The sequence below is a fragment of the Kocuria sp. KH4 genome (assembly GCF_053711175.1).
The window spans coordinates 40630-63390 of record NZ_JBSJYX010000013.1; the positions used below are offsets into that span (position 1 = coordinate 40630).

Annotated in this window: 24 protein-coding genes; 17 read left to right on the forward strand and 7 right to left on the reverse strand. The window is 75.7% G+C overall.

The window, feature by feature from the left end; translation table 11 throughout:
* Nucleotides 1-180 precede the first annotated feature (180 nt).
* Nucleotides 181-558, reverse strand: a complete 378-nt coding sequence (locus ACWCOM_RS10875; RefSeq protein ID WP_454548763.1) for a DoxX family protein — start codon at nucleotides 556-558, stop codon at nucleotides 181-183.
* Between the two features lie 113 nt (nucleotides 559-671).
* On the opposite strand from ACWCOM_RS10875, the gene ACWCOM_RS10880 reads away from it, so the two are divergent.
* From ACWCOM_RS10880 to ACWCOM_RS10890, 3 genes are all read left to right on the forward strand, one after another.
* Nucleotides 672-1283: a malonic semialdehyde reductase gene (locus tag ACWCOM_RS10880; protein ID WP_454548764.1), complete on the forward strand. Its 612-nt coding sequence runs from the start codon at nucleotides 672-674 to the stop codon at nucleotides 1281-1283.
* A gap of 115 nt (nucleotides 1284-1398) precedes the next feature.
* Entirely contained in the window at nucleotides 1399-2571 is a 1173-nt protein-coding gene (locus tag ACWCOM_RS10885; RefSeq protein WP_454548765.1) for a type III polyketide synthase, read from the forward strand.
* A gap of 10 nt (nucleotides 2572-2581) precedes the next feature.
* Nucleotides 2582-3808: an NAD(P)/FAD-dependent oxidoreductase gene (locus ACWCOM_RS10890; RefSeq protein WP_454548766.1), complete on the forward strand. Its 1227-nt coding sequence runs from the start codon at nucleotides 2582-2584 to the stop codon at nucleotides 3806-3808.
* 10 nt (nucleotides 3809-3818) lie between these two features.
* Here ACWCOM_RS10890 and ACWCOM_RS10895 read toward each other — a convergent pair whose 3' ends face one another.
* From ACWCOM_RS10895 to ACWCOM_RS10905, 3 genes are all read right to left on the reverse strand, one after another.
* The gene (locus tag ACWCOM_RS10895; RefSeq protein WP_454548767.1) at nucleotides 3819-5042 is read right to left on the reverse strand and encodes an aminotransferase-like domain-containing protein; all 1224 of its coding nucleotides are present in this window, start codon (nucleotides 5040-5042) and stop codon (nucleotides 3819-3821) included.
* On the reverse strand, nucleotides 5039-6100 hold the full coding sequence (gene speB / locus ACWCOM_RS10900; RefSeq protein ID WP_454548768.1) for an agmatinase: 1062 nt from the start codon (nucleotides 6098-6100) through the stop codon (nucleotides 5039-5041). The genes ACWCOM_RS10895 and speB overlap by 4 nt, the downstream gene beginning before the upstream one ends.
* Before the next feature lie 73 nt (nucleotides 6101-6173).
* The gene (locus ACWCOM_RS10905; protein WP_454548769.1) at nucleotides 6174-6740 is read right to left on the reverse strand and encodes a helix-turn-helix domain-containing protein; all 567 of its coding nucleotides are present in this window, start codon (nucleotides 6738-6740) and stop codon (nucleotides 6174-6176) included.
* Nucleotides 6741-6906: 166 nt separating this feature from the next.
* Between ACWCOM_RS10905 and ACWCOM_RS10910 the strand changes: the two genes are divergently transcribed.
* Both ACWCOM_RS10910 and ACWCOM_RS10915 read left to right on the forward strand, forming a co-directional pair.
* The gene (locus ACWCOM_RS10910) at nucleotides 6907-8394 is read left to right on the forward strand and encodes a sodium:solute symporter (protein ID WP_454548770.1); all 1488 of its coding nucleotides are present in this window, start codon (nucleotides 6907-6909) and stop codon (nucleotides 8392-8394) included.
* Entirely contained in the window at nucleotides 8391-9974 is a 1584-nt protein-coding gene (locus ACWCOM_RS10915; RefSeq protein WP_454548771.1) for a thiamine pyrophosphate-binding protein, read from the forward strand. The genes ACWCOM_RS10910 and ACWCOM_RS10915 overlap by 4 nt, the downstream gene beginning before the upstream one ends.
* 63 nt (nucleotides 9975-10037) lie before the next feature.
* Here the strand turns inward: ACWCOM_RS10915 and ACWCOM_RS10920 are convergent, their stop codons facing one another.
* Both ACWCOM_RS10920 and ACWCOM_RS10925 read right to left on the reverse strand, forming a co-directional pair.
* Nucleotides 10038-11021, reverse strand: a complete 984-nt coding sequence (locus tag ACWCOM_RS10920; RefSeq protein WP_454548772.1) for a cation transporter — start codon at nucleotides 11019-11021, stop codon at nucleotides 10038-10040.
* Complete coding sequence (locus ACWCOM_RS10925; protein ID WP_454548773.1) at nucleotides 11018-11548, reverse strand: substrate-binding periplasmic protein; 531 nt, start codon at nucleotides 11546-11548, stop codon at nucleotides 11018-11020. Before ACWCOM_RS10925 ends, ACWCOM_RS10920 begins: the two co-directional genes overlap by 4 nt.
* 168 nt (nucleotides 11549-11716) lie before the next feature.
* Here ACWCOM_RS10925 and ACWCOM_RS10930 point away from each other — a divergent pair, with 168 nt between their 5' ends.
* The 8 genes from ACWCOM_RS10930 to ACWCOM_RS10965 all read left to right on the forward strand — a co-directional run bounded on the left by ACWCOM_RS10930 (nucleotide 11717) and on the right by ACWCOM_RS10965 (nucleotide 17377).
* Nucleotides 11717-12019 carry an urease subunit gamma gene (locus tag ACWCOM_RS10930; protein ID WP_162459914.1) on the forward strand — a complete coding sequence of 101 codons (303 nt, stop codon included), beginning with the start codon at nucleotides 11717-11719 and terminating at the stop codon, nucleotides 12017-12019.
* Nucleotides 12020-12044: 25 nt separating this feature from the next.
* On the forward strand, nucleotides 12045-12431 hold the full coding sequence (locus tag ACWCOM_RS10935; protein ID WP_454548774.1) for an urease subunit beta: 387 nt from the start codon (nucleotides 12045-12047) through the stop codon (nucleotides 12429-12431).
* Nucleotides 12428-14140 carry an urease subunit alpha gene (gene ureC / locus ACWCOM_RS10940; protein ID WP_454548775.1) on the forward strand — a complete coding sequence of 571 codons (1713 nt, stop codon included), beginning with the start codon at nucleotides 12428-12430 and terminating at the stop codon, nucleotides 14138-14140. The genes ACWCOM_RS10935 and ureC overlap by 4 nt, the downstream gene beginning before the upstream one ends.
* 98 nt (nucleotides 14141-14238) lie before the next feature.
* Nucleotides 14239-14727 carry an urease accessory protein UreE gene (locus ACWCOM_RS10945; protein WP_454548776.1) on the forward strand — a complete coding sequence of 163 codons (489 nt, stop codon included), beginning with the start codon at nucleotides 14239-14241 and terminating at the stop codon, nucleotides 14725-14727.
* On the forward strand, nucleotides 14708-15424 hold the full coding sequence (locus tag ACWCOM_RS10950) for an urease accessory protein UreF (RefSeq protein WP_454548777.1): 717 nt from the start codon (nucleotides 14708-14710) through the stop codon (nucleotides 15422-15424). The genes ACWCOM_RS10945 and ACWCOM_RS10950 overlap by 20 nt, the downstream gene beginning before the upstream one ends.
* Nucleotides 15425-15488: 64 nt before the next feature.
* A complete protein-coding gene (ureG, locus tag ACWCOM_RS10955; protein ID WP_454548778.1) occupies nucleotides 15489-16142 on the forward strand; it encodes an urease accessory protein UreG in 654 nt (217 codons plus the stop codon).
* Entirely contained in the window at nucleotides 16139-17029 is an 891-nt protein-coding gene (locus ACWCOM_RS10960; RefSeq protein ID WP_454548779.1) for an urease accessory protein UreD, read from the forward strand. Before ureG ends, ACWCOM_RS10960 begins: the two co-directional genes overlap by 4 nt.
* Nucleotides 17030-17143: 114 nt before the next feature.
* Complete coding sequence (locus tag ACWCOM_RS10965) at nucleotides 17144-17377, forward strand: hypothetical protein (RefSeq protein WP_454548780.1); 234 nt, start codon at nucleotides 17144-17146, stop codon at nucleotides 17375-17377.
* A 47-nt stretch (nucleotides 17378-17424) separates the two neighbouring features.
* Here the strand turns inward: ACWCOM_RS10965 and ACWCOM_RS10970 are convergent, their stop codons facing one another.
* Complete coding sequence (locus tag ACWCOM_RS10970) at nucleotides 17425-18012, reverse strand: DUF1990 family protein (protein WP_454548781.1); 588 nt, start codon at nucleotides 18010-18012, stop codon at nucleotides 17425-17427.
* A gap of 137 nt (nucleotides 18013-18149) precedes the next feature.
* Here ACWCOM_RS10970 and ACWCOM_RS10975 point away from each other — a divergent pair, with 137 nt between their 5' ends.
* The 4 genes from ACWCOM_RS10975 (at nucleotide 18150) to ACWCOM_RS10990 (ending at nucleotide 22701) form a co-directional block, all read left to right on the forward strand.
* Nucleotides 18150-19553, forward strand: a complete 1404-nt coding sequence (locus ACWCOM_RS10975) for a histidine kinase (RefSeq protein ID WP_454548782.1) — start codon at nucleotides 18150-18152, stop codon at nucleotides 19551-19553.
* A complete protein-coding gene (locus ACWCOM_RS10980; RefSeq protein WP_454548783.1) occupies nucleotides 19553-20257 on the forward strand; it encodes a response regulator transcription factor in 705 nt (234 codons plus the stop codon). Before ACWCOM_RS10975 ends, ACWCOM_RS10980 begins: the two co-directional genes overlap by 1 nt.
* Nucleotides 20254-21192: a hypothetical protein gene (locus ACWCOM_RS10985; protein ID WP_454548784.1), complete on the forward strand. Its 939-nt coding sequence runs from the start codon at nucleotides 20254-20256 to the stop codon at nucleotides 21190-21192. Before ACWCOM_RS10980 ends, ACWCOM_RS10985 begins: the two co-directional genes overlap by 4 nt.
* 69 nt (nucleotides 21193-21261) lie before the next feature.
* Nucleotides 21262-22701, forward strand: a complete 1440-nt coding sequence (locus ACWCOM_RS10990) for an MFS transporter (RefSeq protein ID WP_454548785.1) — start codon at nucleotides 21262-21264, stop codon at nucleotides 22699-22701.
* The last annotated feature ends 60 nt before the right edge of the window (nucleotides 22702-22761 follow it).

Below are 22761 nucleotides of genomic sequence, written 5' to 3' on the forward strand. Positions count from 1 at the left end.
GTTCCTCCGGCCGGTCGGCGGGAGGCGGCACGGAGCACGCGGTTCCACCCCCCGATGGACTGGAGCGGGAGCGACCCCCTGCGGAAACGGAGCCCCCACTCCTGTGCTGTGCTCAGCGTAGGGAGGGTGCGCGCGTGTGACCGAATGCGAACGCGGCCGTACGGGGCGCGGTCCGGGCGCTCAGGCCTCCCGGGCCACCCGCAGCGCCGCGCGGATCAGCGGCAGCTGCAGCGGCAGCCGCACGAGCGCCACGGTCCGCCGCGCCGGCGAGGCCCGGCGGGCGCGCCAGGCCATGGTGAGGTTGCCCGGCCACACCCCCACGAACAGGGCCGCCGCGGCCCAGCCGCCGCCCCGACGGGTGGACGGGTGCAGCAGCAGCGCCCCGACCCCCAGCTCCGCCACGCCCGAGCCCAGGGTCCACGCCCGCGCCGGGCCGGGCAGGACCCGGGGGATCAGCCCGTCGAAGGGCGCCGGGCGCGCGAGGTGCAGCGCCCCCGTCCCCGTCAGGGCCGCGCCCAGGAGCAGGGCGCGGCGGGCGGCGGCCGGGGCGGAGGACATGGGCCCACCCTACCGGCGCGCCCGTGACGCACGGCACAGCGGTGCCGGGCATGGAACCGTCCCGCATTTTGTTGACGCGTACAGCAATCGTTGCCGACCGGGAAGGAACTCCCATGACCACCGACGTCCTCCAGGACCGGGCCGTCCTCGACGCCGCCTCCGCCGACCTCCTCTTCCGCCGGGCGCGCACCGCCTCGGAGTTCGTCGACGAGCCCGTGGGCGACGAGCAGCTGCGCGCGATCTTCGACCTCACCCGGATGGGCCCCACGGCCATGAACATCCAGCCGCTGCGCGTGACGTGGATCCGCTCCGCGGAGGCCAGGGAGCGCCTGCTCCCGCTCCTGGCCGAGGGCAACCGGGCCAAGACGGCCGGCGCCCCCGCGGTCGCCGTGCTCAGCTACGACACCGACTGGCACGAGCACCTGCCCGAGGTGTTCCCGCCCGCCGCCGGCAACCAGGCGACGTTCGCCGGCAACGAGGAGCTGCGCACCCTGATGGGCCGGGACAACGCCCACCTGCAGGCCGGGTACTTCGTGCTGGCCGTGCGCGCCATGGGCCTGGCCGCGGGCCCCATGGCCGGCTTCGACGCCCCCGGGGTGGACGCCGCGTTCCACGCCGGGACCGGCCTGCGCTCGTTCATGGTCGTGAACATCGGCGCCCCCGCCGCCCCGCGCCACGACCGGCTGCCGCGGCTGGACTTCGACGCCGCGACGACGACCGTCTGAGCCCGCGCCGGGCGGGTCCGGCCGGTGCGGGCCCGCCCGGCCGCCCGGTCCCGCCCGGGGGCTCCCCGCGCGTCCTCCGTGGCGGCTGTCGGTGCCAGCACGGATACTGGACGGGATGACGCCCGCACTCCTGTCCCTCGGCACGGCCCTCCCGCCGCACGTGCTCGAGCAGACCGACGCCCAGGACCTCTACCAGGCCCAGCCCGGCACCGACCGGCTCAACGCCCGGCTGCTGCGCACGGTGTTCGGCGCCTCCGGGGTCGCGCGCCGGCACACGGTGCTCTCCGAGCTGGTCGACCAGGACGCGCGGGACGACTCGCCCTACATCACCGGGGACGGCACGTTCCGGGCGCCGCTCACCGGCGCCCGCAACCGCACCTACATGGCGGAGGCCCCCCGTCTGTTCGCCGAGGCCGCCCGGGACGCCCTGGCCCGCTGCCCCGCGCTGGACCCCGCCTCCATCACGGACGTGGTCACCGTCTCCTGCACCGGGTTCTTCGCCCCCGGCCCCGACTACCACCTGGTGCGGGACCTCGGGCTGAACCCCGCCACGCGCCGGTCGCACATCGGCTTCATGGGCTGCCACGGCGGGCTGATCGGGCTGCGGCAGGCGGCGGCCATCGCCACCGCGGACCCGGACGCGGTGGTGCTGCTCGTGGCCGTGGAGCTGTGCACGCTGCACCTGCGCCCGGCCCGGGATGCGGACGCCATCCGGGGCGCCGCCCTCTTCGCCGACGGCGCGGCGGCGGCCCTGGTCGGCGCGCGGGTCCCCGACGGGTGCCTGCCGCTGCTGCAGCTCGACCGGTTCCGCACCCTCGTCATCCCCGACGGCGAACAGGCCATGGCGTGGACCATCGGCGACGCCGGGTTCGAGATGATCCTCGGCGCGGCCGTGCCGCAGGTGCTGGAGGACAACATCCACGCCGCCCTGGAGGCCCTGCTGGAGGGTCCGGACGGCGCCGTGGACCGCGGGAGCATCACCGACTGGGCGCTGCACCCGGGCGGCCGGGGCATCCTCGACAAGCTCGAGCACACGCTGGGCCTGCCCCCCGAGGCGCTGCGCGAGTCGCGCGACGTGCTGGCCAGCCGCGGGAACATGAGCAGCGTGACCGTCCTGCACGTGCTGCGCCAGGTGATCGACGCGGCCCCGCCGGGCGAGGACCGCACCGTGTGCGCCCTGGCCTTCGGCCCCGGGCTGACCGTGGAGTCGGCGCTGTTCACGATCCCCGCCCGCCCCGCGGCACCCGCCGCGCACGCCCGTCCGGCCGAGGCCGTCCCGACCCCCTAGGAGGATCCCCGTGGACCATGACGTGATCGTCGTCGGCGCCGGACTGTCCGGCCTGCAGTGCGCCCGCCTGCTCGAGCAGCACGGCCTGGACGTCGCGGTCCTCGAGGCCTCGGACGGGGTGGGGGGCCGGGTGCGCACCGACCTGGTCGACGGCTTCCGCTGCGACCGCGGCTTCCAGGTGCTCAACCCCGCCTACACCGAGCTGCGGCACAGCGTGGAGGTCGCGGCCCTGGGCCTGCAGTCCTTCGACGCGGCGGCCGGGATCCCCCGCGGCGACGGGATCGACGTCCTGGCCGACCCGCGGCGGGTCCCCCGCCGCCTGGTGGAGACCCTGCGCAGCCCCTGGGTGGAGCTGCGGCGGCTGCCGGCCCTGCTGGCCTGGCTCGCCCCCGGCCTGGACCCGGGCGCGCGGCGGCAGGAGGAGCACGACCGGCCGTGGCACGAGTCCCTCGACCGCGCCGGGGTGCGGGGCCCGCTGCGCGACCTTGTGCTCGAGCCGTTCCTGGCGGGGGTGATCCTGGAGGACGAGGGCCGCACCTCCGCCGCCTTCGTGCGGGAGCTGGTGGGCTGGTTCCTGCTCGGCACCCCGGGCCTGCCGGCCGGCGGGATGGGTGCGCTGCCGGAGTGGATCCACGACGGGCTGCGCACGCCCGCCGTCCTGGACACCCCCGTCCGGGCCCTGGAGCGCACCGGCACGGGCTGGTCCGTGGGCGCCGGGAACGGCACCTGGCGGGCGCCCTCCGTGGTCGTGGCCACGGAGGCCCCGGCCGCGGCCGGGCTGCTCGACCTGCCGGCGACCCCGATGAAGAGCGAGGCCAGGTGGTGGTTCGCCGCGGAGGCCGCGCCCTCCGACTTGGCGTGCCTGGTCCTGCCCGGGCGCACCGGCGGCCCCCTCGTCGACACCGCCGTGGTCAGCAACGCGGCCCCCAGCTACGCCCCGGACGGACGGGCCCTCGTCCAGGCCAGCGCCCTCCTGCCGCGCGGCGCCGCCCTGCCCGCGGAGGCCGACGTCCGGGGCCAGCTGGGCCGGATCTGGGGGACGGACGCCTCCGCGTGGGACCTGCTCACCGTGCACGAGATCCGCCACGCCCTGCCCGAGCAGCCGCCCGGGCGCGTGGCCGAGCGCCCCGCCGCGCTCGGCGACGGCCTCTACGTGTGCGGCGACCACCGCACCACCGGGTCGACCCAGGGCGCCCTGGCCTCCGGGCGCCGGGCCGCCGAGGCGGTCCTCGCCTGAGCCCCGGGGCTCAGCCCCGCAGCATCTCCCCGATCCGCCGGACCCCCTCGGTGATCTCCGCCTCCGGGGTGGCCGAGTAGGCCAGGCGCAGGCCCGTGGTGGTGCGGCCGTCGGCGTAGCAGGCGCCGCCGGGCACCAGCACGACGCCGTGGTCGAGGGCCCGCCGCAGCAGGTCGCCGCCGCCCGTCCCCGGCCCCGGCTCCAGCCAGGTGAAGAAGCCGCCGGCCGGCCGCGTCCAGCGCGCGCCCTCCGGCAGGTGCGTCTCCAGGGCCTCCATCATGGCCGCGCAGCGGGAGCGGTAGAGCGCCACGGCCCGGTCCAGGGACGGCCGCCAGTGCTCGCTGGCGACGTAGGCGGCCGCGAGCTCCTGGCTGAGCACGGAGGGGTGGATCGTGACGGCCTCGGCGGCGATCTGCAGCCGGGCCCGCACCGCCGGCGCGGCCGCGATCCACCCCACCCGCAGCCCCGGGGAGAAGATCTTCGAGAAGCTGCCCAGGTGGATCACCGTGTCCGGGGCCAGGGAGTACAGGGACGGCAGCCGGTGGGCGCGGTCGAAGCCGAGCAGCCCGTAGGGGTCGTCCTCCAGCACGAGCACGCCGCGCTCGGCGCACACGTCCACGAGCCGGCGGCGCCGCTCCTCGGGAGTCGTCACCCCGGTGGGGTTGGAGAAGTTCGGGACCGTGTAGACGAACTTCACGGTGCGGCCGGCGGCGCGCAGCCCGTCGATCCGCTCGGCCACCGCCTCGGGGTCCAGCCCGTCGTCGTCGACGTCCACGTGCTCGACGTCGACCTCGTAGCTGCCGAACACCCCCAGGGCGCCCACGTAGGTGGGCCCCTCGGCGACCACCACGTCCCCCGGGTCGCAGTACAGCTTGGTCACCAGGTCCAGGCCGGCCTGCGAGCCGGTGGTGATCTGGATCCGGTCCGGGGCGATCTCGGCGCCCTCCAGGCCCATGAGCTCCACGATCAGCTCCGGCAGCCGCCCGATGCCGGCCCCGGAGCCGTACTGCAGGACCTCGGGCCCGCGCTCGGCGAGGATCCGGGCGGCCATGTCGGCGACCGCCTCGTGCGGGAGCGCGCTCATGTCCGGGTTGCCGCCGGCCAGGGAGATCATCCCCGGCTGCAGCGCGATCTCGAACACGGCACGGACCGGGGACGGGCGGAACTCCTCGGCGCGGTGGGCGAAGCGGGGCACGGGGTCGGTGCGGCGGGTCGCGGCCGCGCCGCCGGTCACCGCAGCCCCTGCCCGTCCTCCGGCGCGGCGGCCCCGTAGACGTGGCCGGCCAGCCCGTACGCGGGACCGCCGGGCGCCGCGCCGGGACCCATGGCCAGGAGGGTGATCAGCTCGTAGGCCACGTGCGCGGCCGCCACCCCGGTGAGCTCCGCGTGGTCGTAGGCGGGGGCCACCTCGACGACGTCGGCCCCGACCACGTTCGTGCCGCGCAGTCCGCGCAGGATCTCCAGCACCTCGCGGCTGGTCATCCCGCCGGCCTCCGGGGTGCCGGTGCCGGGGGCGTGGGCCGGGTCCAGGACGTCGATGTCCAGGGAGACGTAGAGCGGGCGGTCGCCGACGCGCTGGCGCAGGTGCGCCACGACGGCGTCCACGCCCAGCCGCATGACGTCGGCGGAGGAGACGATGCCGAAGCCGAAGCGGGCGTCGTCGTCGAGGTCCTCGGTGCCGTAGAGGGGCCCGCGGGTGCCCACGTGGCAGGCGGCGTCGGTGTCGAGCAGGCCCTCCTCCCAGGCGCGGCGGAACGGGGTGCCGTGGGTGTACTCGGCGCCGAAGTAGGTGTCCCAGGTGTCCAGGTGCGCGTCGAAGTGCAGCAGGGCCACCTTGCCGTGGCGGGAGTGGGCCGCGCGCAGCAGGGGCAGGGCGATGGTGTGGTCCCCGCCGATGGCCACCAGCTGGGTGGACTCCCCCATCAGCTCCTTGGCCCGGGCCTCGATGGTGTCGATCGCCTCGCCGATGTCGAACGGGTTGGCCACGATGTCCCCGGCGTCGGCGACCTGCCGGCCGGCGAAGGGGGAGACGTTCTGCGCGGGGTTGTACGGGCGCAGCAGCCGGGAGGACTCCCGGACGTGGTTGGCGCCGAAGCGGGCGCCGGGCCGGTAGGAGACCCCGGCGTCGAAGGGCACGCCGACCACGGCGATGTCCGTGTGCTCCACCTCGTCGGTGCGCGGCAGGCGGGCGAAGGTGCCCAGACCGGCCCAGCGCGGGGTGAGGGCGGCGTTGACGGGGCCGACGACGCGGGTGCCGTCGTCGCCGGTGGTGGTGATGCGCTCGGGGTTCATGGGGTGCGGTCCTCTCGACGGGGGATGGTGGACGGACGGGTGGACGGACGTTCGGGATGGACGGGCGGGGCGCTCAGGAGCCGAGGATCCACAGCAGCACGGCCTCCTCGGGCCCGGGGTTCTCCCAGGTGTGGGGCTCGGTGCCGGGGAAGCTCACGGTGTCCCCGGCCTCGAGCTCGTAGGTGCGGTCCGGGACCACGAGCCGGAAGCGGCCGCTGATCAAGTGCAGCACCTCGGTCTCGCAGTCCATGCTGTACATCGACTCCTCGCCGCGGCCCCCGGGGGCCACGCGCGCCCGGATGACCTGCACCGTGCGCTGGCCCGTGGGCGTGACCAGCTGCTCCTCGATGCCCTCCCCGCCGAGGTCCACGTGCGGGGCGTCGGCGAGCCGGACGAGCTCGACGTCGGCGGGGCCGGCGAAGACCGCCCCCACGTCGATGCGCAGCACCTGGCACATCCGCACCAGCGAGTCCACGGAGGGGGACGTGATGTCCCGCTCCACCCGGCTGACGAACCCCTTGGTGAGACCGGCGGCGGAGGCGAGCTGGTCGATGGTCATGTGGTTGCGCAGCCGGTGGTTGCGCAGGCGCGACCCCACGGCGGCGGAGTGGCCGGTGCTCTCGATGGGCAGTGCTTTCACGGCGACGGCTCCTCGCTCCCGGACGGTGTTACCGGGTCGCAACACCCCGGACCCGTTCTCAAAACATGATCTGCATCATACTATGTGGGACAACTTTTGTTTCTCAGCGAGAAACTCACCCATCGACCACGGGAGTTCCCCGGGCCCCGAGGAAGAAGTGACACCCATGAACGTGCTGATCATCCTGCTCTACCTGGTCGCCATGGTCTCGGTGGGCCTCTGGGCCAGCCGGCGCGCCCGGAACGCGGAGGACTACCGGGTGGCCGGGCGCCGGCTGGGCCCCGGCTTCTACACCGGCACCATGGCCGCCGTGGTCCTCGGGGGCGCCTCCACGGTCGGCGGCGTGGGCCTGGGCTACACCTACGGGATCTCCGGCATGTGGCTCGTGGTGGCGATCGCCACGGGCCTGGCCGCGCTGAGCCTCCTCTTCGCCGGGCGCATCCAGTCGCTGAAGGTGTTCACCGTCTCGCAGATGCTGCAGCTGCGCTACGGGGAGCGCGGCGGGGCCAAGGCGTCCTCGTTCGTGATGCTGGCCTACACGGTGATGCTCTCCGTGACCTCCACCTCCGCGTACGCGGCGATCTTCTCGGTCCTGCTCCCCCTCGACCGCACCTGGGCGATCCTGCTCGGCGGCGTGGTCGTGGTGGCGTACTCCGTGCTGGGCGGCATGTGGTCGATCACGCTGACGGACATGATGCAGTTCGTGCTCATGACGGTCGGGCTGTTCCTGGTCCTGCTGCCCTTCTCCCTCTCCGCCGCGGGCGGCTGGAGCGGGCTGGGCGAGCGGCTCGACGCGTCGTTCTTCACCTGGGGCGGCATGGGCACGCAGGCGATCATCACCCAGTTCGTGGTCTACGGCTTCGGCATGCTCATCGGCCAGGACATCTGGCAGCGCGTCTTCACCGCCCGCTCCCCGCGGGTCGCCCGCTGGGGCGGGCTCGGCGCCGCCGGGTACGTGGCGCTCTACGGCGTGGCCGGCGCCGTCATCGGGATGTCCGCCGCGGCCGTGGTCCCGGAGCTGACCTCCCCCGACGACGCGTTCGCCACGATGGCCCAGCAGTACGTCCCGGCCGGGCTGGGCGGGATCGTGCTCGCCGCCGGTGTGGCCGCCATGATGTCCACGGCCTCGGGAGCGCTCATCGCCGCGGCCACGGTCGCCCGGGTCGACGTCGTGCCGACCCTGAGGTCCCTGGGCCGGCGCGACGCCGTCCCGGCCCCGGAGGGCACCACCGAGGCCCTGCGCGGGGACCGGCTCTACGTCCTGGTCTTCGGCGTGGTGATCACCGCGATCTCGATCTTCGTGTCCGACACCGTCACCGCCCTCACGATCGCCTACGACATCCTGGTGGGCGGGCTGCTCGTCGCGATCCTCGGCGGCCTGGTGTGGCGCCGGGGCACCGGCCTCGGCGCCGCCCTGTCCATGCTCGTGGGCTCCGTGGTGACCGTCGGGTCCATGGCGGTCTTCGGCGTGCTGGCCAACGCGCCCATCTACCTGGGCCTGCTCAGCTCCGCCCTCGTCTACGTGGTCGTCTCGCTGCTGACCCGCCCCACGCACGCCGGGGTGCTGCAGCACTGGGACGAGCGCATCGCCGCGTCCCGCCGGGGCCCCGGCGCCGACGACCCCACCGCCGGCCGGGCGGAAGCCCGCTCGTGAGGCCCCGGCGCACCACGGCCCGCGCCGTGCTGGAGACCCTCCGCGGCTACGGGGTCGACACCGTCTTCGGCATCCCCGGCACCCACTCCCTGGAGTTCTACCGCCCGCTGCGGGAGCTGGGCATCCGCGCGGTCACCACCCGGCACGAGCAGGGCGCCGCCTACGCGGCCGACGGGTGGAGCCAGATCTCCGGGCTGCCGGGGGTCGTCATCACGACCTCCGGCCCCGGGCTGCTCAACTCCCTGTCCGGGGCGGCCACCGCCTACGCCGAGTCGCGCCCGATGATCGTGCTCTCCCCCGGGCGGCCCGTGGGCCACGACTTCCGGGACATCGGCTCGCTGCACGAGACGAAGAACCCCTCCGCGGCCGTCGACGCCATCGTGGGCCGCAGCCGCCGGGTCACCAGCGGCGCCGAGGCCGTGACCATGGTCCACGACGCCTTCCGGGACTTCGCCCACTCCCGGCCCCGCCCCGTGCACATCGAGATCCCGCTCGACGTGCTGGAGGCCGAGCTCGACCTCACGGACCGGCAGGTGGCCCCGCGCCGGCTGGGCGCCCCGCAGCCGGCGCCGCTCGAGGACGTGCGCCGCGCCGCCGAGGTGCTGCGCCGCGCGGCCCACCCCGTGATCCTGGCCGGCGGCGGCTCGCTGCCCGCCGGGGAGCGGCTGCTGGAGCTGGCCGAGCTGCTCGAGGCGCCGGTCATCACCACGACCAACGGCAAGGGCGCCGTCCCGGAGCGGCACCGGCTCTCCCTGGGGGCGGACCTGCGCCTGTCCACCGCGCACGAGTTCCTGCGCGCGGCCGACGCCCTGCTCGTGATCGGCTCCAAGGTGGGCGAGGCCGAGCTGTGGGGCGGGGACATCACCCCGGCCGGGCCGATCGTGCGCGTGGACATCGTGCGGGACCAGATGCTGTGCAACCTCGACCCGGACATCGAGCTGCCCGGCCACTCCGCGGCCGTGGTCCCGCAGCTCATCGAGGCGCTCGGCCCGCTCGCGCCGCGGCCCCCGCGGGACCTCACCGACGTGTTCGCCCGGCTCGACGACGAGGGCCGTCGCACCGCGCCCGACCTCGCGGCGCTCAACGAGACGATCATGTCCGTGGTGCCCGAGGACACGATCGTGGGCGGGGACTCCTCCCAGGTCACCTATCTGGGCTCGACCACGTTCTTCCGCGCCCGGCACCCGCGCTCCCTGCTCTACATGGGCACCTACGCGACCCTGGGCTACGGGCTGCCGGCCTCGATCGGGGCGAAGCTCGCCGCCCCGGACCGGCCGGTGCTGTGCCTCGTGGGCGACGGCGCGCTGATGTTCTCGATCCAGGAGCTGATGACCGCCGTGGAGCTGGGCCTGGACCTGCCGGTGATCTGCGTGGACAACGGCGGCTACGGCGAGATCCGGCAGAACATGACCGACCGGGGCATCGACCCGCTGGCCGTGGACCTGCGGCAGCCGGACTGGCCGGCGCTCGCGGAGGCCTTCGGCGCCGTGGGGTTCACGGCGACGCAGGAGACCCTGGCCGACACGGTCGTCGAGGCGCTCGCCGTGCGCGGCCCCAGCCTGGTGCACCTGCGGATCTGAGCGCCGCGCAGCAGGTGCCCGGCGGCGGCCCGCTCCGGGGGAAACCGCCGCCGGGGCACCCGCTCAGCGGGGGACCTGGTCCTCCGGCAGCTCCGCCACGGGGGCCAGGACCACGTCCTCGATCTTCCAGTCCAGGTCCGCGCAGCGCCTGCGGGCGGCCGCGAGCTGCTCGAGGGTCGGCGGGACGCCCCCGGCGGGGACCACGAAGCCCTCCACGTGGAAGACGTGCCCCTCGTCCCGGACCCGCACGCCGGCCCGGTGCACCCAGGGCAGCTGGCGCAGCACCGTCTCCAGCTCGCCGACGAGGGGGTGCGGCGCGGCGTCGTCGTAGGTGGTGGGACGCGAGTCCACGAGGTCCGCCACGGCCCCCCGGAGGTTGCCGACCCCGTCCCTGAGGATCGAGGCGGACACCACGAGCGCCGCCGCCGCGTCCGCCCACCACAGGCCCATGCCGATGCCCAGCACGCCGGCGACCGTGGCGAGCCCGGTCATCCAGTCCGCCTTGTTCATGTCGGCGTCGGCGTAGAGCACCTTGTCGTGCAGCTCCTCCGCGAGCACCATCTTCATCCGGCCCAGGATCACCGGCGGGATGCTGGTGAGCGTCATCGCCACGACCATCAGCCAGCCCGACCACACCGGGGTGCCGAACAGGCTGGTGACGCCGATCGGGGGCCGCTCCCCCGTGAGCAGCCCGGAGCCGGAGTCCACCACCAGGAAGCCGCCCATCGCCAGGAGCGCGACCGCCGCCACGAGGTGCCCCACGCCCACCGAGCGGTGGTAGCCGTAGGGATGGCGCGGCGTGGGCCGGCGCCCGGCGATGCGCACCGCCACGAGGAAGGCGAGGGGCGGCAGAAAGGAGAGCGAGTCCTCGATCCAGGCCACCTTCATCGCCTGGGACTGCCCGGCCACGAGTGCCACGACGGCCACGGTCACGGCCAGCACCCCCAGGGTGATCCGCTCCAGGCGCACCGCGCGCGCCAGGGTCCGGGCCTGGCCGTCCGTGAGCTCGGTGGACCCGAACCGGGCCTCCTGCCTCGTGCGGCTCATCGTCCCGCCCCCCGTTCCACGAGGAAGGTCTCCAGCTCGGTGAGGAAGCCGTTCTCCCCCAGCCGGGTGGCCAGCACGATCTTCTCCGTGCGCCCGTCCCACGTCTCGATCTCCGTGTGCGGGCGGGTGAGGGCGGCGTGCTTCGTCCAGGGGGACGTGTCGGTGAGGCCCGCGACGACGACGTCGAGGTCGCCGCCCTCGAGCGAGCGGATCAGGTGGCTCTCGGCGCCGGGGTACCACACCACCTCGGCGTCGATCCGGTCGGCGAACTCCTCGACCAGCTCGACCTCCACGCCGGAGGGGCGGCCGCTGTCGGCGACCTCGGCCCAGGGCGGGCTCTCCGAGACCCCGGCCCGCAGCTCACCGCCGCGCACCCGGTCGAGGGTGCCCTCCGGGTCCTTCGGGAACCCCGGGGCGCACCCCGAGCCCAGGACCGCGAGCAGCGCCGCCACCACGAGCGCGCGCAGGCACCTCCGCATCGACACCACGACCTCCCCGAGCACCGGTGCGGTCCCGGCGGACCGCACGTCCTGTCCGTGCTCAGCATACGGACCGTCGCGCCGGCCGGACGCACCCGGGCGCGGACGGCCGGGCCCGGCCACGGCACGTGCCCGAAACATCCGGTCAACCTCGCCGAAACACGGGGCCCCTACGGTGACGACTGTCCCCGACCGCCGCATCCGCCGAGGAGAGCCGTGCACCTGACACCCCGTGAGCAGGAGAAGCTGCTCGTCGTCGTGGCCGGCGACCTCGCCCGCCGGCGCCGGGAGCGCGGGCTGCGGCTCAACCACCCCGAGGCCGTCGCCCTGATCACCGCCGAGCTGCTGGAGGGCGCCCGGGACGGCCGGACCGTGGCCGAGCTGATGTCCTGGGGCTCCACGATCCTCGCCCGCGAGGACGTCATGGAGGGCGTGCCGGAGATGGTCTCCTCCGTCCAGGTGGAGGCGACGTTCCCCGACGGCACCAAGCTCGTCACCGTCCACGACCCCATCCGCTGACCCGCCCGGCCCCGAAGGAGCACCCGTGATCCCCGGAGAGTACGTCCTGCGGCCCGAGCCCGTGCTGATCAACGCCGGCCGGCCCACCACGGAGGTGGACGTGGTCAACCGCGGCGACCGCCCGGTGCAGGTGGGCTCGCACTTCCACTTCGCCGAGGCCAATCCCGGCCTCGAGTTCGACCGGGCCGCGGCCCGGGGCTTCCGCCTCGACGTCCCCGCCGGAACGGCCGTGCGCTTCGAGCCCGGCGACCGCAAGCGGGTGCGCCTGGTGGCCCTGGCCGGGCGCCGCGAGGTGCACGGCCTCGCCAACCTGGTCGACGGCCCCCTCGACCCGCCCGCCGGCACGGCCCCGGAGCCATCCGCCCCGGCCCCCGGCCCGTCCGCCACCGCGCCGGAGCAGGAGCAGCCATGAGCCACGAGATGTCCCGTGCCCAGTACACCGGCCTCTACGGCCCCACCACCGGGGACCTGGTGCGCCTGGCCGACACCGAGCTGTTCCTGGAGGTGGAGCGCGACCTCACGGTCCCCGGCGACGAGGTGGTCTTCGGCGGCGGCAAGGTGATCCGGGACGGCATGGGCCACAACGGCCGGCTCACCCGGGACGACGGCGTGGTGGACACCGTGATCACCAACGCGGTGATCCTGGACGCCTCGGGGATCTACAAGGCGGACGTGGGCCTGCGCGACGGGCACATCAGCGCGATCGGCAAGGCCGGCAACCCGGACATCATGGACGGCGTGGACGTCCTGATCGGCGCCTCCACGGAGGTGATCGCCGGCGAGGGCCGGATCCTCACCGCCGGCGGGATCGACTCGCACATCCACTTCATCGGGGCCGACCAGATCGGCACCGCCCTGTCCTCCGGGGTCACCACGATGTTCGGCGGCGGCACCGGGCCCGCCGAGGGCTCCAACGCCACCACGATCACCCCCGGGGCGTGGCACCTCGCCGGGATGTTCCGGGCGCTCGACGACTACCCCATGAACTTCGGGCTGCTCGGCAAGGGCCACGCCTCCGCCCCCGAGCCGCTCGCCGAGCAGATCCGGGCCGGGGCCGTGGGCCTGAAGATCCACGAGGACTGGGGCGCCACCACCGCGGCGATCGACACGGCCCTGGCCGTGGCGGAGACCTTCGACGTGCAGGTGGCCATCCACACCGACACGCTCAACGAGTGCGGCTTCCTCGAGGACACGGTGGCCGCGATCGCGGGCCGGGTGATCCACACCTTCCACACCGAGGGCGCCGGCGGCGGGCACGCCCCGGACATCATCCGCATCGCCTCGCTGCCCCACGTGCTGCCGTCCTCCACGAACCCGACGCTGCCCTACACCCGCAACACGGCCGAGGAGCACCTGGACATGCTCATGGTCTGCCACCACCTCAACCCGGACATTCCCGAGGACGTCGCCTTCGCCGACTCCCGGATCCGGCCCGAGACGATCGCCGCGGAGGACGTGCTGCACGACCTCGGGGTGTTCTCCATGACCTCCTCGGACTCCCAGGCCATGGGCCGCGTGGGCGAGGTGGTGCTGCGCACCTGGCAGCTCGCGGACCAGATGAAGCGGCGCACCGGCCCCCTGCCCGAGGAGACCGGCCGCGGGGACAACGCGCGGCTGCGGCGCTACGTGGCCAAGTACACGATCAACCCGGCCCTGGCGCACGGGATCGCCGACGTCGTGGGCTCGGTGGAGACCGGCAAGTTCGCCGACCTGGTGCTGTGGGACCCCGTGTTCTTCGGGGTGAAGCCGCGGCTCGTGCTCAAGGGCGGGCAGATCGTGCACTCCCTCATGGGCGACCCCAACGCCTCCATCCCCACCCCGCAGCCGCAGCTGATGCGCGACGCCTTCGGGGCCCGGGGCACCGCCCCGCACGCCAACTCGATCACCTTCATGTCCCGCGCCGCCGTCGAGGCGGGCGTCGGCGAGCGCCTGGGCCTGCGCAAGCGGGTGCTGCCGGTGGGCGGGATCCGGGGGCTGCGCAAGAAGGACATGCGGCACAACGACGCCACCCCGCGGATCGAGGTGGACCCGCAGACCTACGAGGTCCGAGTCGACGGGGAGCTCGTCACCTGCGAGCCCGCCGAGGAGCTGGCCATGGCCCAGCGCTACTTCCTGTTCTGACCGGCCCGCCGGCCGCCCCCGCGCACCCCGACCGTCCCGGCCTCCCCGACCGTCCCGCCCTCCCCGACCGCCCGCACTCCCCGAGAGGACCCGCACCCGTGATCGTCGAAGCCGTCCTCGGCAACCTGGCCGAGCTCACCGAGCAGGAGCGCGCCGGCCTGCACCTGGAGCGGGTGGCCCTCTCCGGGCCCGAGCTGCGCAAGCGCGTCCAGCGGGTCGTGACCGACCACGGCACCGAGCTCGGCCTGCGCCTGGCCGAGCGCCGCGAGCTCAAGGACGGGGACATCCTGCACCGGGAGGGCTCCAACGCGGTGGTGGTCTCGACCCTGCCCACCGACGTCCTCGTCGTGGCGCCGGCGACGATCGAGCAGATGGGCCGCGTGGCGCACGCGCTGGGCAACCGGCACCTGCCCGCCCAGTTCCTCGGCCCCGGCGCCGAGGTCCCGGAGCTGCCGGGGCACGACGGCCTCATGCTGCTGCAGTACGACCACACGGCCGAGGCCTACCTGCAGGAGGCCGGGGTGCGCTTCGCGCGCGTCGAACGGCAGATGGAGGTCCCGTTCCGCCATGCCGAGCACACCCACTGACCCCGCGCCCGCCCTCCCCGCCCCGGCCGGGATGCTGGCCGTGCTGCAGCTGTGCGACTCCGCGCTGCCCACCGGCGCCTTCGCCCACTCCCTGGGCCTGGAGACCTACCTCGACGACGGCACCGTGGGCGACGAGCCCGGCTTCCTCGCCTGGGCGCGGCACTGCCTGCACCACCAGGTGGTGCCCGCCGAGGGCTGGGCCGTGCGGGCCGTCGCCACGGCGGCCGACGACGACGCCGTGTGGCGCGCCGACGAGCTGCTGACCGCCCAGGCCCTGCCCGTCCAGGTGCGGGACGCCGCGGCCGCGATGGGCCGGCGGATGACCGAGATCGGCGCGGAGAACTTCCCCTCCCCCCGGCTGCTGGCCTACGCGGACCGCCAGCGCGCCGGGACGAGCCGGGGCAGTCCCGCGGTGGCCTTCGCCCTCGTGGGCGCCGGGCTCGGCCTCGCCTGGGAGCAGCTGGCCGGCGCGTACCTCTTCTCGACCGCGACCTCCCTGACCCAGAACGCCGTGCGCGGGATCCCCCTCGGCCAGGCCGCGGGCCAGCGGGTCCTGCGCGCCCTGCACCAGGACGTGGTCCGCGGGGTCGAACGGATCCGGCACCTGCCCGAGGAGGAGGTCGGGGCGACCAGCCCCGGCCTGGAGATCGCCCAGATGCGCCACGCCTGGCAGCGGGCCCGCATGTTCATGTCCTGACCCGCCGGCCCGACCGGCACCCTCCGACACCGACCGCACCGACCGCACCGACCCAGGAGTTCTCATGACCACCGTTCCCTCCGCCCCCACCGCCCCGACCGGCCGCGGGCCCGTGCGCATCGGCGTGGGCGGGCCCGTGGGCGCCGGCAAGACGCAGCTCGTGGAGCGGGTCACCCGGGCGCTGATCGACGAGGTCTCGATGGCCGCGATCACCAACGACATCTACACGATCGAGGACGCCAAGATCCTGGCCCGCAACGGCGTGCTGCCCCTGGAGCGGATCGTGGGCATCGAGACCGGCGGCTGCCCGCACACGGCCATCCGCGAGGACACCTCGATGAACGAGGCCGCGATCGAGAAGCTGTGCGCCGAGCACCCGGACCTGCAGCTCGTGTTCGTCGAGTCCGGCGGGGACAACCTCTCGGCCACGTTCAGCCCCGAGCTGGTCGACTTCTCGATCTACGTCATCGACGTGGCCCAGGGCGAGAAGATCCCGCGCAAGGCCGGGCAGGGCATGATCCGGTCGGACCTGTTCGTGATCAACAAGATCGACCTCGCTCCCCACGTCGGGGCCGACCTGGACGTCATGGCCGCGGACTCGGCGGTCTTCCGCGGGGACCGGCCGTTCTGCTTCACGAACCTGCGCACGGACGAGGGCCTCGAGCGGATCCTCGCGTGGATCCGGCACGACGTGCTGATGCTGGACATCGCCCGGTGACGGCGGCCGCGCCCGCGGCCGGCCCCGGACGCGCGCCGGGGCCCGGGCCGGAGGCTCCCGTCCCGACCGGGCGGCTCGAGCTGGTCCTCGCCCCCCGCGGGGAGCGCACCGTGGCCGTGCGGCAGTTCCACGCCGGGGCCCTGCGGGTGCTGCGGCCGCACCGTCTGGACGGGTCGGGGCAGCCGTGCTTCGTCGTCGTCAATCCCGGCGGCGGCTACCTCGGCGGGGACCGCTACGAGCTCGACGTCACGGTGGAGGCCGCCGGCACCGCCCTGGTCACCACCCAGTCGGCGACCAGGGTCTACCGCAGCCCCGCGGCCCCGGCCCGCCAGGACGTGCGGATCACGCTCGGCCCCGGCGCGGTGCTCGAGTACCTGCCGGACCAGCTGATCGCCTACGAGGACGCCGAGTACGTGCAGTCCACGACCGTGTCGATGGACCCCTCGGCGTGTCTCGTGGCGAGCGAGGTGGTCACCCCCGGGTGGGCGCCGGACGGGACGGTCTTCCGCTACCGCGGCGTGGCCCTGCGCACCGAGGTGGTGATGGGCGGGCGCACGGTGGTGCTCGACAACCTCCGCCTGCGCCCCGCCGAGGACGCCGTGGCCGGGCTCGGATTCCTGGAGGGACGCACGCACCTGGGCTCCCTGCTGGTGGTGGACCCGCGGGTGGACCGCGCCCTGGTCGACGAGGTCCACGAGCTGCTCGCCGCCGCCGAGCAGCGGATGCCGCGGCTGCGCTGCGGGGTCTCCGAGCTGCCGGTGCCGGGGCTCGTGGTCCGCGCCCTGGGACCGGGCTCCACGGAGCTGACGGAGCTGCTGCTGGACGTCTCCGCGCTGCTGCGGGCCCGGTGGACCGGGCAGGGGCGCGTGGCGCTGCGCAAGTACTGACCCCGGGCGCCGGCCGGGAAAGGACATCCGCTCTCAACCGCCCCGAAACGCCACGGCCACATCCGCGGGCGAGGATGGGAGCGTCCCGTCGCACGACCCGGAAGGGGGCCGCCCATGACCGCGCCCAGCACCGCGCCCGCCCGCTGGATCCTGGGCCTGTCCCGGGTCGCGCCCGGGGACCGGGTCGAGGTGTGGGAGCACCGGCGGCTGCACTGCACCGGCACCGTGAGCCAGGTGGCGCCCCACCTGGGGGTGCTCTGGCTGCTGGAGGACCGCACCGGGATCCCGCGCCTGGCCGCCCTCCGGGACCACCGCCTGCGCCGCGCCCCGCTGCGTCCCCCCGCCTGAGCCGGGCGTCCCGGGGCCCACGGCGCCCGGGGCGCGTCCGGCGCCCGTCAGGACAGCGCGCGCAGGTAGCGCCGGGTCACCCGTTCCTGCACGCGCCGGGCCGCCGGGGCCCCCGCCCGGACCCACCACGCGGCCGGACGGGAGAACGCGGTGATGCTCAGCACCACCGCGCCGTCCGGGCGCAGGTCCAGGCAGAACAGCTCCTCACCCCGCTCCGGGTGGCCCTCCAGCGTGCCGTAGGCGAAGCCCTGCCGCCGGGGCTCGTCGAGCACGCGCACGACCTCGCACGGCGCCTCCAGCCGCAGGGGCCCCCACCCCAGGCCCAGCACCACCCGGGTGCCGAGGGCGGCCCGCGCGGCCGTGGGCCGCACCTCCAGGCCCGCGGACCGGTGCAGGTCCCAGCCCATCAGCCGCTCGGCGGCCGCCCGGAACGCGGCCTCCCCGGCGCCGACGGTGCGGGAGCGCACCAGGTGGTCGTAGCCGGCCGGCAGCGCACCGGCGGTCGCCCCGACCTCGGGATAGCTGAGCCGGCGCCGCTCCAGCGGCACGTGCCGCCGGGGCCCGGGGCCGCGGCCGGGCGCGTTGTGGGCGCCGCCGTCGTGGGCGCCGTCGTGGGCGGGGCGTGCTGCGTCCATGCGCCCAGTCTCCCGGATGCCCCGGCGCCCCCGGTCCCGGCGCGGCGGCACGGTGCGGTGCGGTGCGGAAAACCCCACCCGTAACAGGTGGAGAACGTCGCAGTGCGGGAGCGCGGGCCGCCCGTAGCGTGAGAGCCATGAGCACATCGCACGAGACCCGGCCCCTGCCGCCCGCACCGTGGAGCGGCACCGGGCCCACCTCCGACCCCGGGACGGCCGCCGACGACGCCCCCCGCACCGCCTCCGGGTCCCGCCCCGCCGGCGGCACCGGCGCCCGCGAGTGGGGACCGTGGTCCGCCCGGACCCTCTTCTTCGGCGGCACCGACCTGGTGGTCGACGCCGCCCTGGGCACGCTGTGGCTCACCGCCCTCGTGTCCCTGGTCACCGCGGGCCTCGCCTCGCTCGCCGCCCTCGTGGGCGTGGTGCTGCTGGTGGCCACGGTCTACGCCGTCCGCGGCATCGAGTGGGTCGAGCGCCGCCGGACGCAGGCGGCGTTCGGGCTGCACCTGCCCGCCCCGCACCGGCGCCGCTCCCCACGCACCGACGGGTGGCGGATCCCGCACCAGTGGTGGCTGGACGTCCGGGACCCCGCGTTCTGGACCGGGCTGCTGCACCTGCTCCTGACCACGGTCCTGGGCTGGGTGGCGGTCGGCGCCCTCGCCGGCACCGGCGCCGCCGTGGCGCTGGCCCTGGCCCCGCTCTACGCCGCGGAGTCCAACCCGATCTGGCCCTCGGAGCTCGTCGGCACGTGGCCGGACTGGGCCGTGGTGCTGACCGGAACCACGCTCGCGCTGCTCGGGGTGCTCCTGCTCGTGCTGTGCGTGGCCGCCCACCGGGGCCTGTCACGGCTGCTGCTGCGCGTGGACGAGGCGGCGGAGCTGCGCCGCCGGGCCGCCGAGGCCGCGGCGGCCCGGGAGACCGCCGTCCGCGGGGCGCGGACCGAGCGCTCCCGGATCGAGCGGGACCTGCACGACGGCGTGCAGCCGCAGCTGGTGTCCGTGGCCATGAACCTGTCGATGGCCCAGCGGCGGATCGACCACGACCCCGCCGGGGCGAAGGACCTCATCGGCGAGGCGCACGCCACCACGAAGGCCGCGATCACCGAGCTGCGCCGCCTGGCCCGGGGCTTCCACCCGGCCGTGCTGGAGGACCGGGGGCTGGACGCGGCCCTGTCCGCCGTGGCCGCCCAGTCGCCCGTGCCGGTCGCCGTGGACGTGCGCGTGCCCCGCCTGGCCCCCGAGACCGAGGCCGCCGTGTACTTCGCGGTCTCCGAGGGCCTGGCCAACGTCGTCAAGCACTCCGGGGCGGGCGCCGCCTCGGTGCGCGTCGGGCTCGAGCCCGATCCGGCCGGGGGCACCCGGGTGCTCGCCCGGGTCGCCGACGACGGCCGCGGCGGCGCCGTGCTGGTCCCCGGCGGCGGGCTGTCCGGGATCGCGGACCGGATCCGCTCGGCGGGCGGGCACTTCTTCCTCGACTCGCCCGCGGGCGGGCCGACCGAGCTGACCGTCGAGCTGCCGGTCGCCCGGGGGGAGGGCTCCTGATGCGCATCGTCATCGCCGAGGACGCCGTCCTCCTGCGCGCGGGCCTGGTCCGGCTGCTCACCGAGGCCGGGCACGAGGTGGTCGCCGACGTGGACACCGCGGAGGGCCTGCTCAAGGCCGTCGAGCAGCACGAGCCGGACTTCGCCCTGGTGGACGTGCGGCTGCCCCCGACCTTCACGGACGAGGGGATCCGCGCGGCCGTCCTCGTCCGCTCGCAGCACCCGCGGATCGCGGTGCTCGTGCTCTCCCAGTACGTCGAGGAGCGCTACGCCTCCGAGCTGATCGCCTCCCGCCGGGACGGGCTGGGCTACCTGCTCAAGGACCGGGTGGCCGACGTCGACCAGTTCCTCGAGTCCGTGGGAACGGTCGGCGCCGGCGGCACCGTCCTGGACCCGGAGGTGGTCTCCCAGCTGCTGGTGCGCTCGCGGCACCGGCAGGACCTGGAGCTGCTCTCCCCGCGCGAGCACGAGGTGCTCGGGCTCATGGCCCAGGGCCTGTCCAACGCCTCGATCGCCGCGAACCTGTTCCTCACCGAGTCCTCGGTGGAGAAGCACATCCGGTCCGTGTTCACCAAGCTCGGCCTCGCCCACGAGGACGGCGGCAACCGCCGCGTCCGCGCGGTCCTGCGCTACCTCGGCTACCCCGACCCCGGGCCCGCCCACCCCACGTCCGCCCACCCGTCCCACCAGGAGTTCCGGCCATGAGCACCCACCCCGAGCACCCCGCCGCCCACGACGCCGGCCCCCGCCCCCGCACCGGCCCCCTCTCCGACCCCCTGTCCCGTCCCGCCCCGGACGCGGTCGGGCGGAACGAGCGCACCGCCTGGCTCGTCCCCACCGCGGTGCTCGGCGGCCTGGGCGCCCTGCTGCTGCTCGCCGGCGGCGGGGCGGCCATGGCCGCGTCCCTGTCCGTCGAGGAGCGGCGGGTGGACACGACCGTGACCGCGCCCGTGGACACCGTCGCCGTCGACGGCCACTCCGCCGCGGTCGAGGTCGTCACGGCCGACGTGCCCGATCTGCGGGTCGAGGCCGTGTACGCCGGCATCGGCCTGGACCGCGCGCCCGAGCCGCTGGTGCAGGACGGGCGGCTGACCGTGACGGCCCCCCGCACCGGCTCCTGGATCGGCGCCGGCGGCGGGATGCAGGTGCGGATCACGGTCCCGGCCGACGACGACCCCGTGGACCTGCGGCTCTCCGGCGACGCCGCCACCCTCTCCGCCCGCGGCGACTTCGGCGACGTCCGGCTCGACGCCGAGGCCGGCGAGGTGCAGATGGGCGGCAGCGCCCGGAGCCTGTGGGCCGCCTCGGAGGTGGGCACCGTCCTGGTCGACGGCGCCCGGGTGCGCGAGGACGTGGACGTGCACACGGAGGTGGGGACCGCCGAGGTGCGGATCCTCGGCGACGCCCCGCGGCGGGTCGCGATCACCACCGGCGCGGGCGCGATCGAGGCCTCCGTCCCGGACGCCCGGTGGTGGACCCCCGCGGTGGCCGGCGCCGACGAGCGCGAGCCCGACGAGCTGACGGCGGCGACGGTCTGCGCCACGGTCCCCGAGGACCGCCCGTGCCTGTACGTCTCCTCCGCGGTGGGCGCGGCGGAGGTCACCTCCGGCGGCCGTTCCCTGCGCCCCGCCGCCGGGTAGACTAGGCACGTTCGTCCGGGTCGGGCGCACCGGGAGGGGGGACGGTGCGCAGCGTCTTCGAGGACCCCCGTGAACCCCCTGAACCCCTCTCCCGCCCGCGCGGGCACGACCGCCGAGGCCCCCGCGAGCCACCCCGCCGCCCGCTACGCGACGGAATCCCGCACCGCGCGGCCCGCCCCCGCGCCGACCGCGGCGCCGCCGTCCGCCGCGGAACAGACCGCCGCGGAACAGGCTGCTTCGACAGAGGCCGCCGCGGAACAGACCACTCCGGCGCGCCGCGGCACCGGCCGCCGGGCGGGCCGGCGCCCCGGCGGCCGCTACGGGCGGCTCCTCGAGCTGGGCGGCCGCGGCTTCCTGCCGATCGCCTTCGTGGCCCGCCTGCCCCTGGCCATGATCACCGTCGGGGCGCTGACCCTCGCCACCGCCGTCACCGGCTCCTACGCCGTGGGCGGGGCGGCCGCCGGCGCCGTCGGGATCGGCTCCGCCCTGGGCGGGCCCCTGATGGGCCACCTCGCCGACCGGGTGGGCCAGCGGGCGGTGCTGCTGGTCTCGGCCCTCGCCCACACGGCGGCCATCGGCCTGCTGCTGCTCACCGCCCACGCCGGAGCGGTCCCGGGCGGGCCGGCCGTGCCGCTGCTCGTCGCGGCGGCGCTGCTGGTGGGCGCCACGTGCCCCCAGGTGGGCCCGCTCGCCCGGGTCCGCTGGCGCGGTCTGACCGGGGGCGACCGGCAGGAGCTGGACACCGCGCTGTCCTACGAGTCCACCGCCGACGAGCTGACCTTCGTGCTGGGCCCCGCCCTGGTGGGCCTGCTCGCGTCCCTGGTCGCCCCGTGGACCCCCTTCGTCCTGGCCGCCGCGCTGACCCTCACCATGGTCTCGTGCTTCGCCGTGCACCCCACGCACCGCGCGGCGCCGGCCGCTGCCCGGTCCCGGGAGGCGGCGCCGCCCGGTCCCGGCCGGGACCGGCTCTCCGTCCTGCTCCCCGTGCTCGGGATGGTGGCCATGGGGGCGTTCTTCGGGGCCGTGCAGAACGCCCTGAGCGCCTTCGGCGGCGCGTTCGGGGCCCAGAGCGCGGCCGGGCTGCTCTACGCCGTGCTGGGCATCAGCTCCGCGGCCGCGGCCCTGTCCGTGGCCTGGTGGCCGCAGCGCTTCCGGCCTGCCGCGCGCTGGGTGGCCGGCGCGGGCGCCATGGCCGTGCTGAGCCTGCTGTTCCTCCTGCCCGGCGGCATCGTGCCGATGCTCGTGGTGCTGCTGCTCGTCGGCCTGCCCGTGGGTCCCACCATGGTCACGATCTACACGATCGGCGGGGACGTCGCCCGGCCGGAGCGGCTGGGCACGGTCATGACGGTGCTGGCGAGCGGGGTGGTCCTCGGCACGGCCGTGGGCGCGGCGCTGGCCGGGCTGCTGGCCGAGAGCGCCGGGCACCGGGGCGCCTTCGCCGCCGCGATCGGCGCGGCCTGCGCCATGGTGCTGGTCAGCGCTGCGGCGACCCTGCTCCGGCGCCGCTGACGGGCCGGGCCGCCTCCCGGCGGCACGGGAACGCCGGGGCGTCCGGTGGACCGGGCGGAG

Coding starts and splice junctions, on each gene's coding strand:
- ACWCOM_RS10970 (WP_454548781.1), bottom strand. CDS start 18,012: ATGGACGCAGCACGCCCCGCCCACGACGGCGCCCACGACGGCGGCGCC.
- ureG (WP_454548778.1), top strand. CDS start 15,489: ATGACCACCGTTCCCTCCGCCCCCACCGCCCCGACCGGCCGCGGGCCC.
- ACWCOM_RS10920 (WP_454548772.1), bottom strand. CDS start 11,021: ATGAGCCGCACGAGGCAGGAGGCCCGGTTCGGGTCCACCGAGCTCACG.
- speB (WP_454548768.1), bottom strand. CDS start 6,100: ATGAACCCCGAGCGCATCACCACCACCGGCGACGACGGCACCCGCGTC.
- ACWCOM_RS10985 (WP_454548784.1), top strand. CDS start 20,254: ATGAGCACCCACCCCGAGCACCCCGCCGCCCACGACGCCGGCCCCCGC.
- ACWCOM_RS10975 (WP_454548782.1), top strand. CDS start 18,150: ATGAGCACATCGCACGAGACCCGGCCCCTGCCGCCCGCACCGTGGAGC.
- ACWCOM_RS10980 (WP_454548783.1), top strand. CDS start 19,553: ATGCGCATCGTCATCGCCGAGGACGCCGTCCTCCTGCGCGCGGGCCTG.
- ACWCOM_RS10965 (WP_454548780.1), top strand. CDS start 17,144: ATGACCGCGCCCAGCACCGCGCCCGCCCGCTGGATCCTGGGCCTGTCC.
- ACWCOM_RS10875 (WP_454548763.1), bottom strand. CDS start 558: ATGTCCTCCGCCCCGGCCGCCGCCCGCCGCGCCCTGCTCCTGGGCGCG.
- ACWCOM_RS10950 (WP_454548777.1), top strand. CDS start 14,708: ATGCCGAGCACACCCACTGACCCCGCGCCCGCCCTCCCCGCCCCGGCC.
- ureC (WP_454548775.1), top strand. CDS start 12,428: ATGAGCCACGAGATGTCCCGTGCCCAGTACACCGGCCTCTACGGCCCC.
- ACWCOM_RS10880 (WP_454548764.1), top strand. CDS start 672: ATGACCACCGACGTCCTCCAGGACCGGGCCGTCCTCGACGCCGCCTCC.
- ACWCOM_RS10910 (WP_454548770.1), top strand. CDS start 6,907: ATGAACGTGCTGATCATCCTGCTCTACCTGGTCGCCATGGTCTCGGTG.
- ACWCOM_RS10885 (WP_454548765.1), top strand. CDS start 1,399: ATGACGCCCGCACTCCTGTCCCTCGGCACGGCCCTCCCGCCGCACGTG.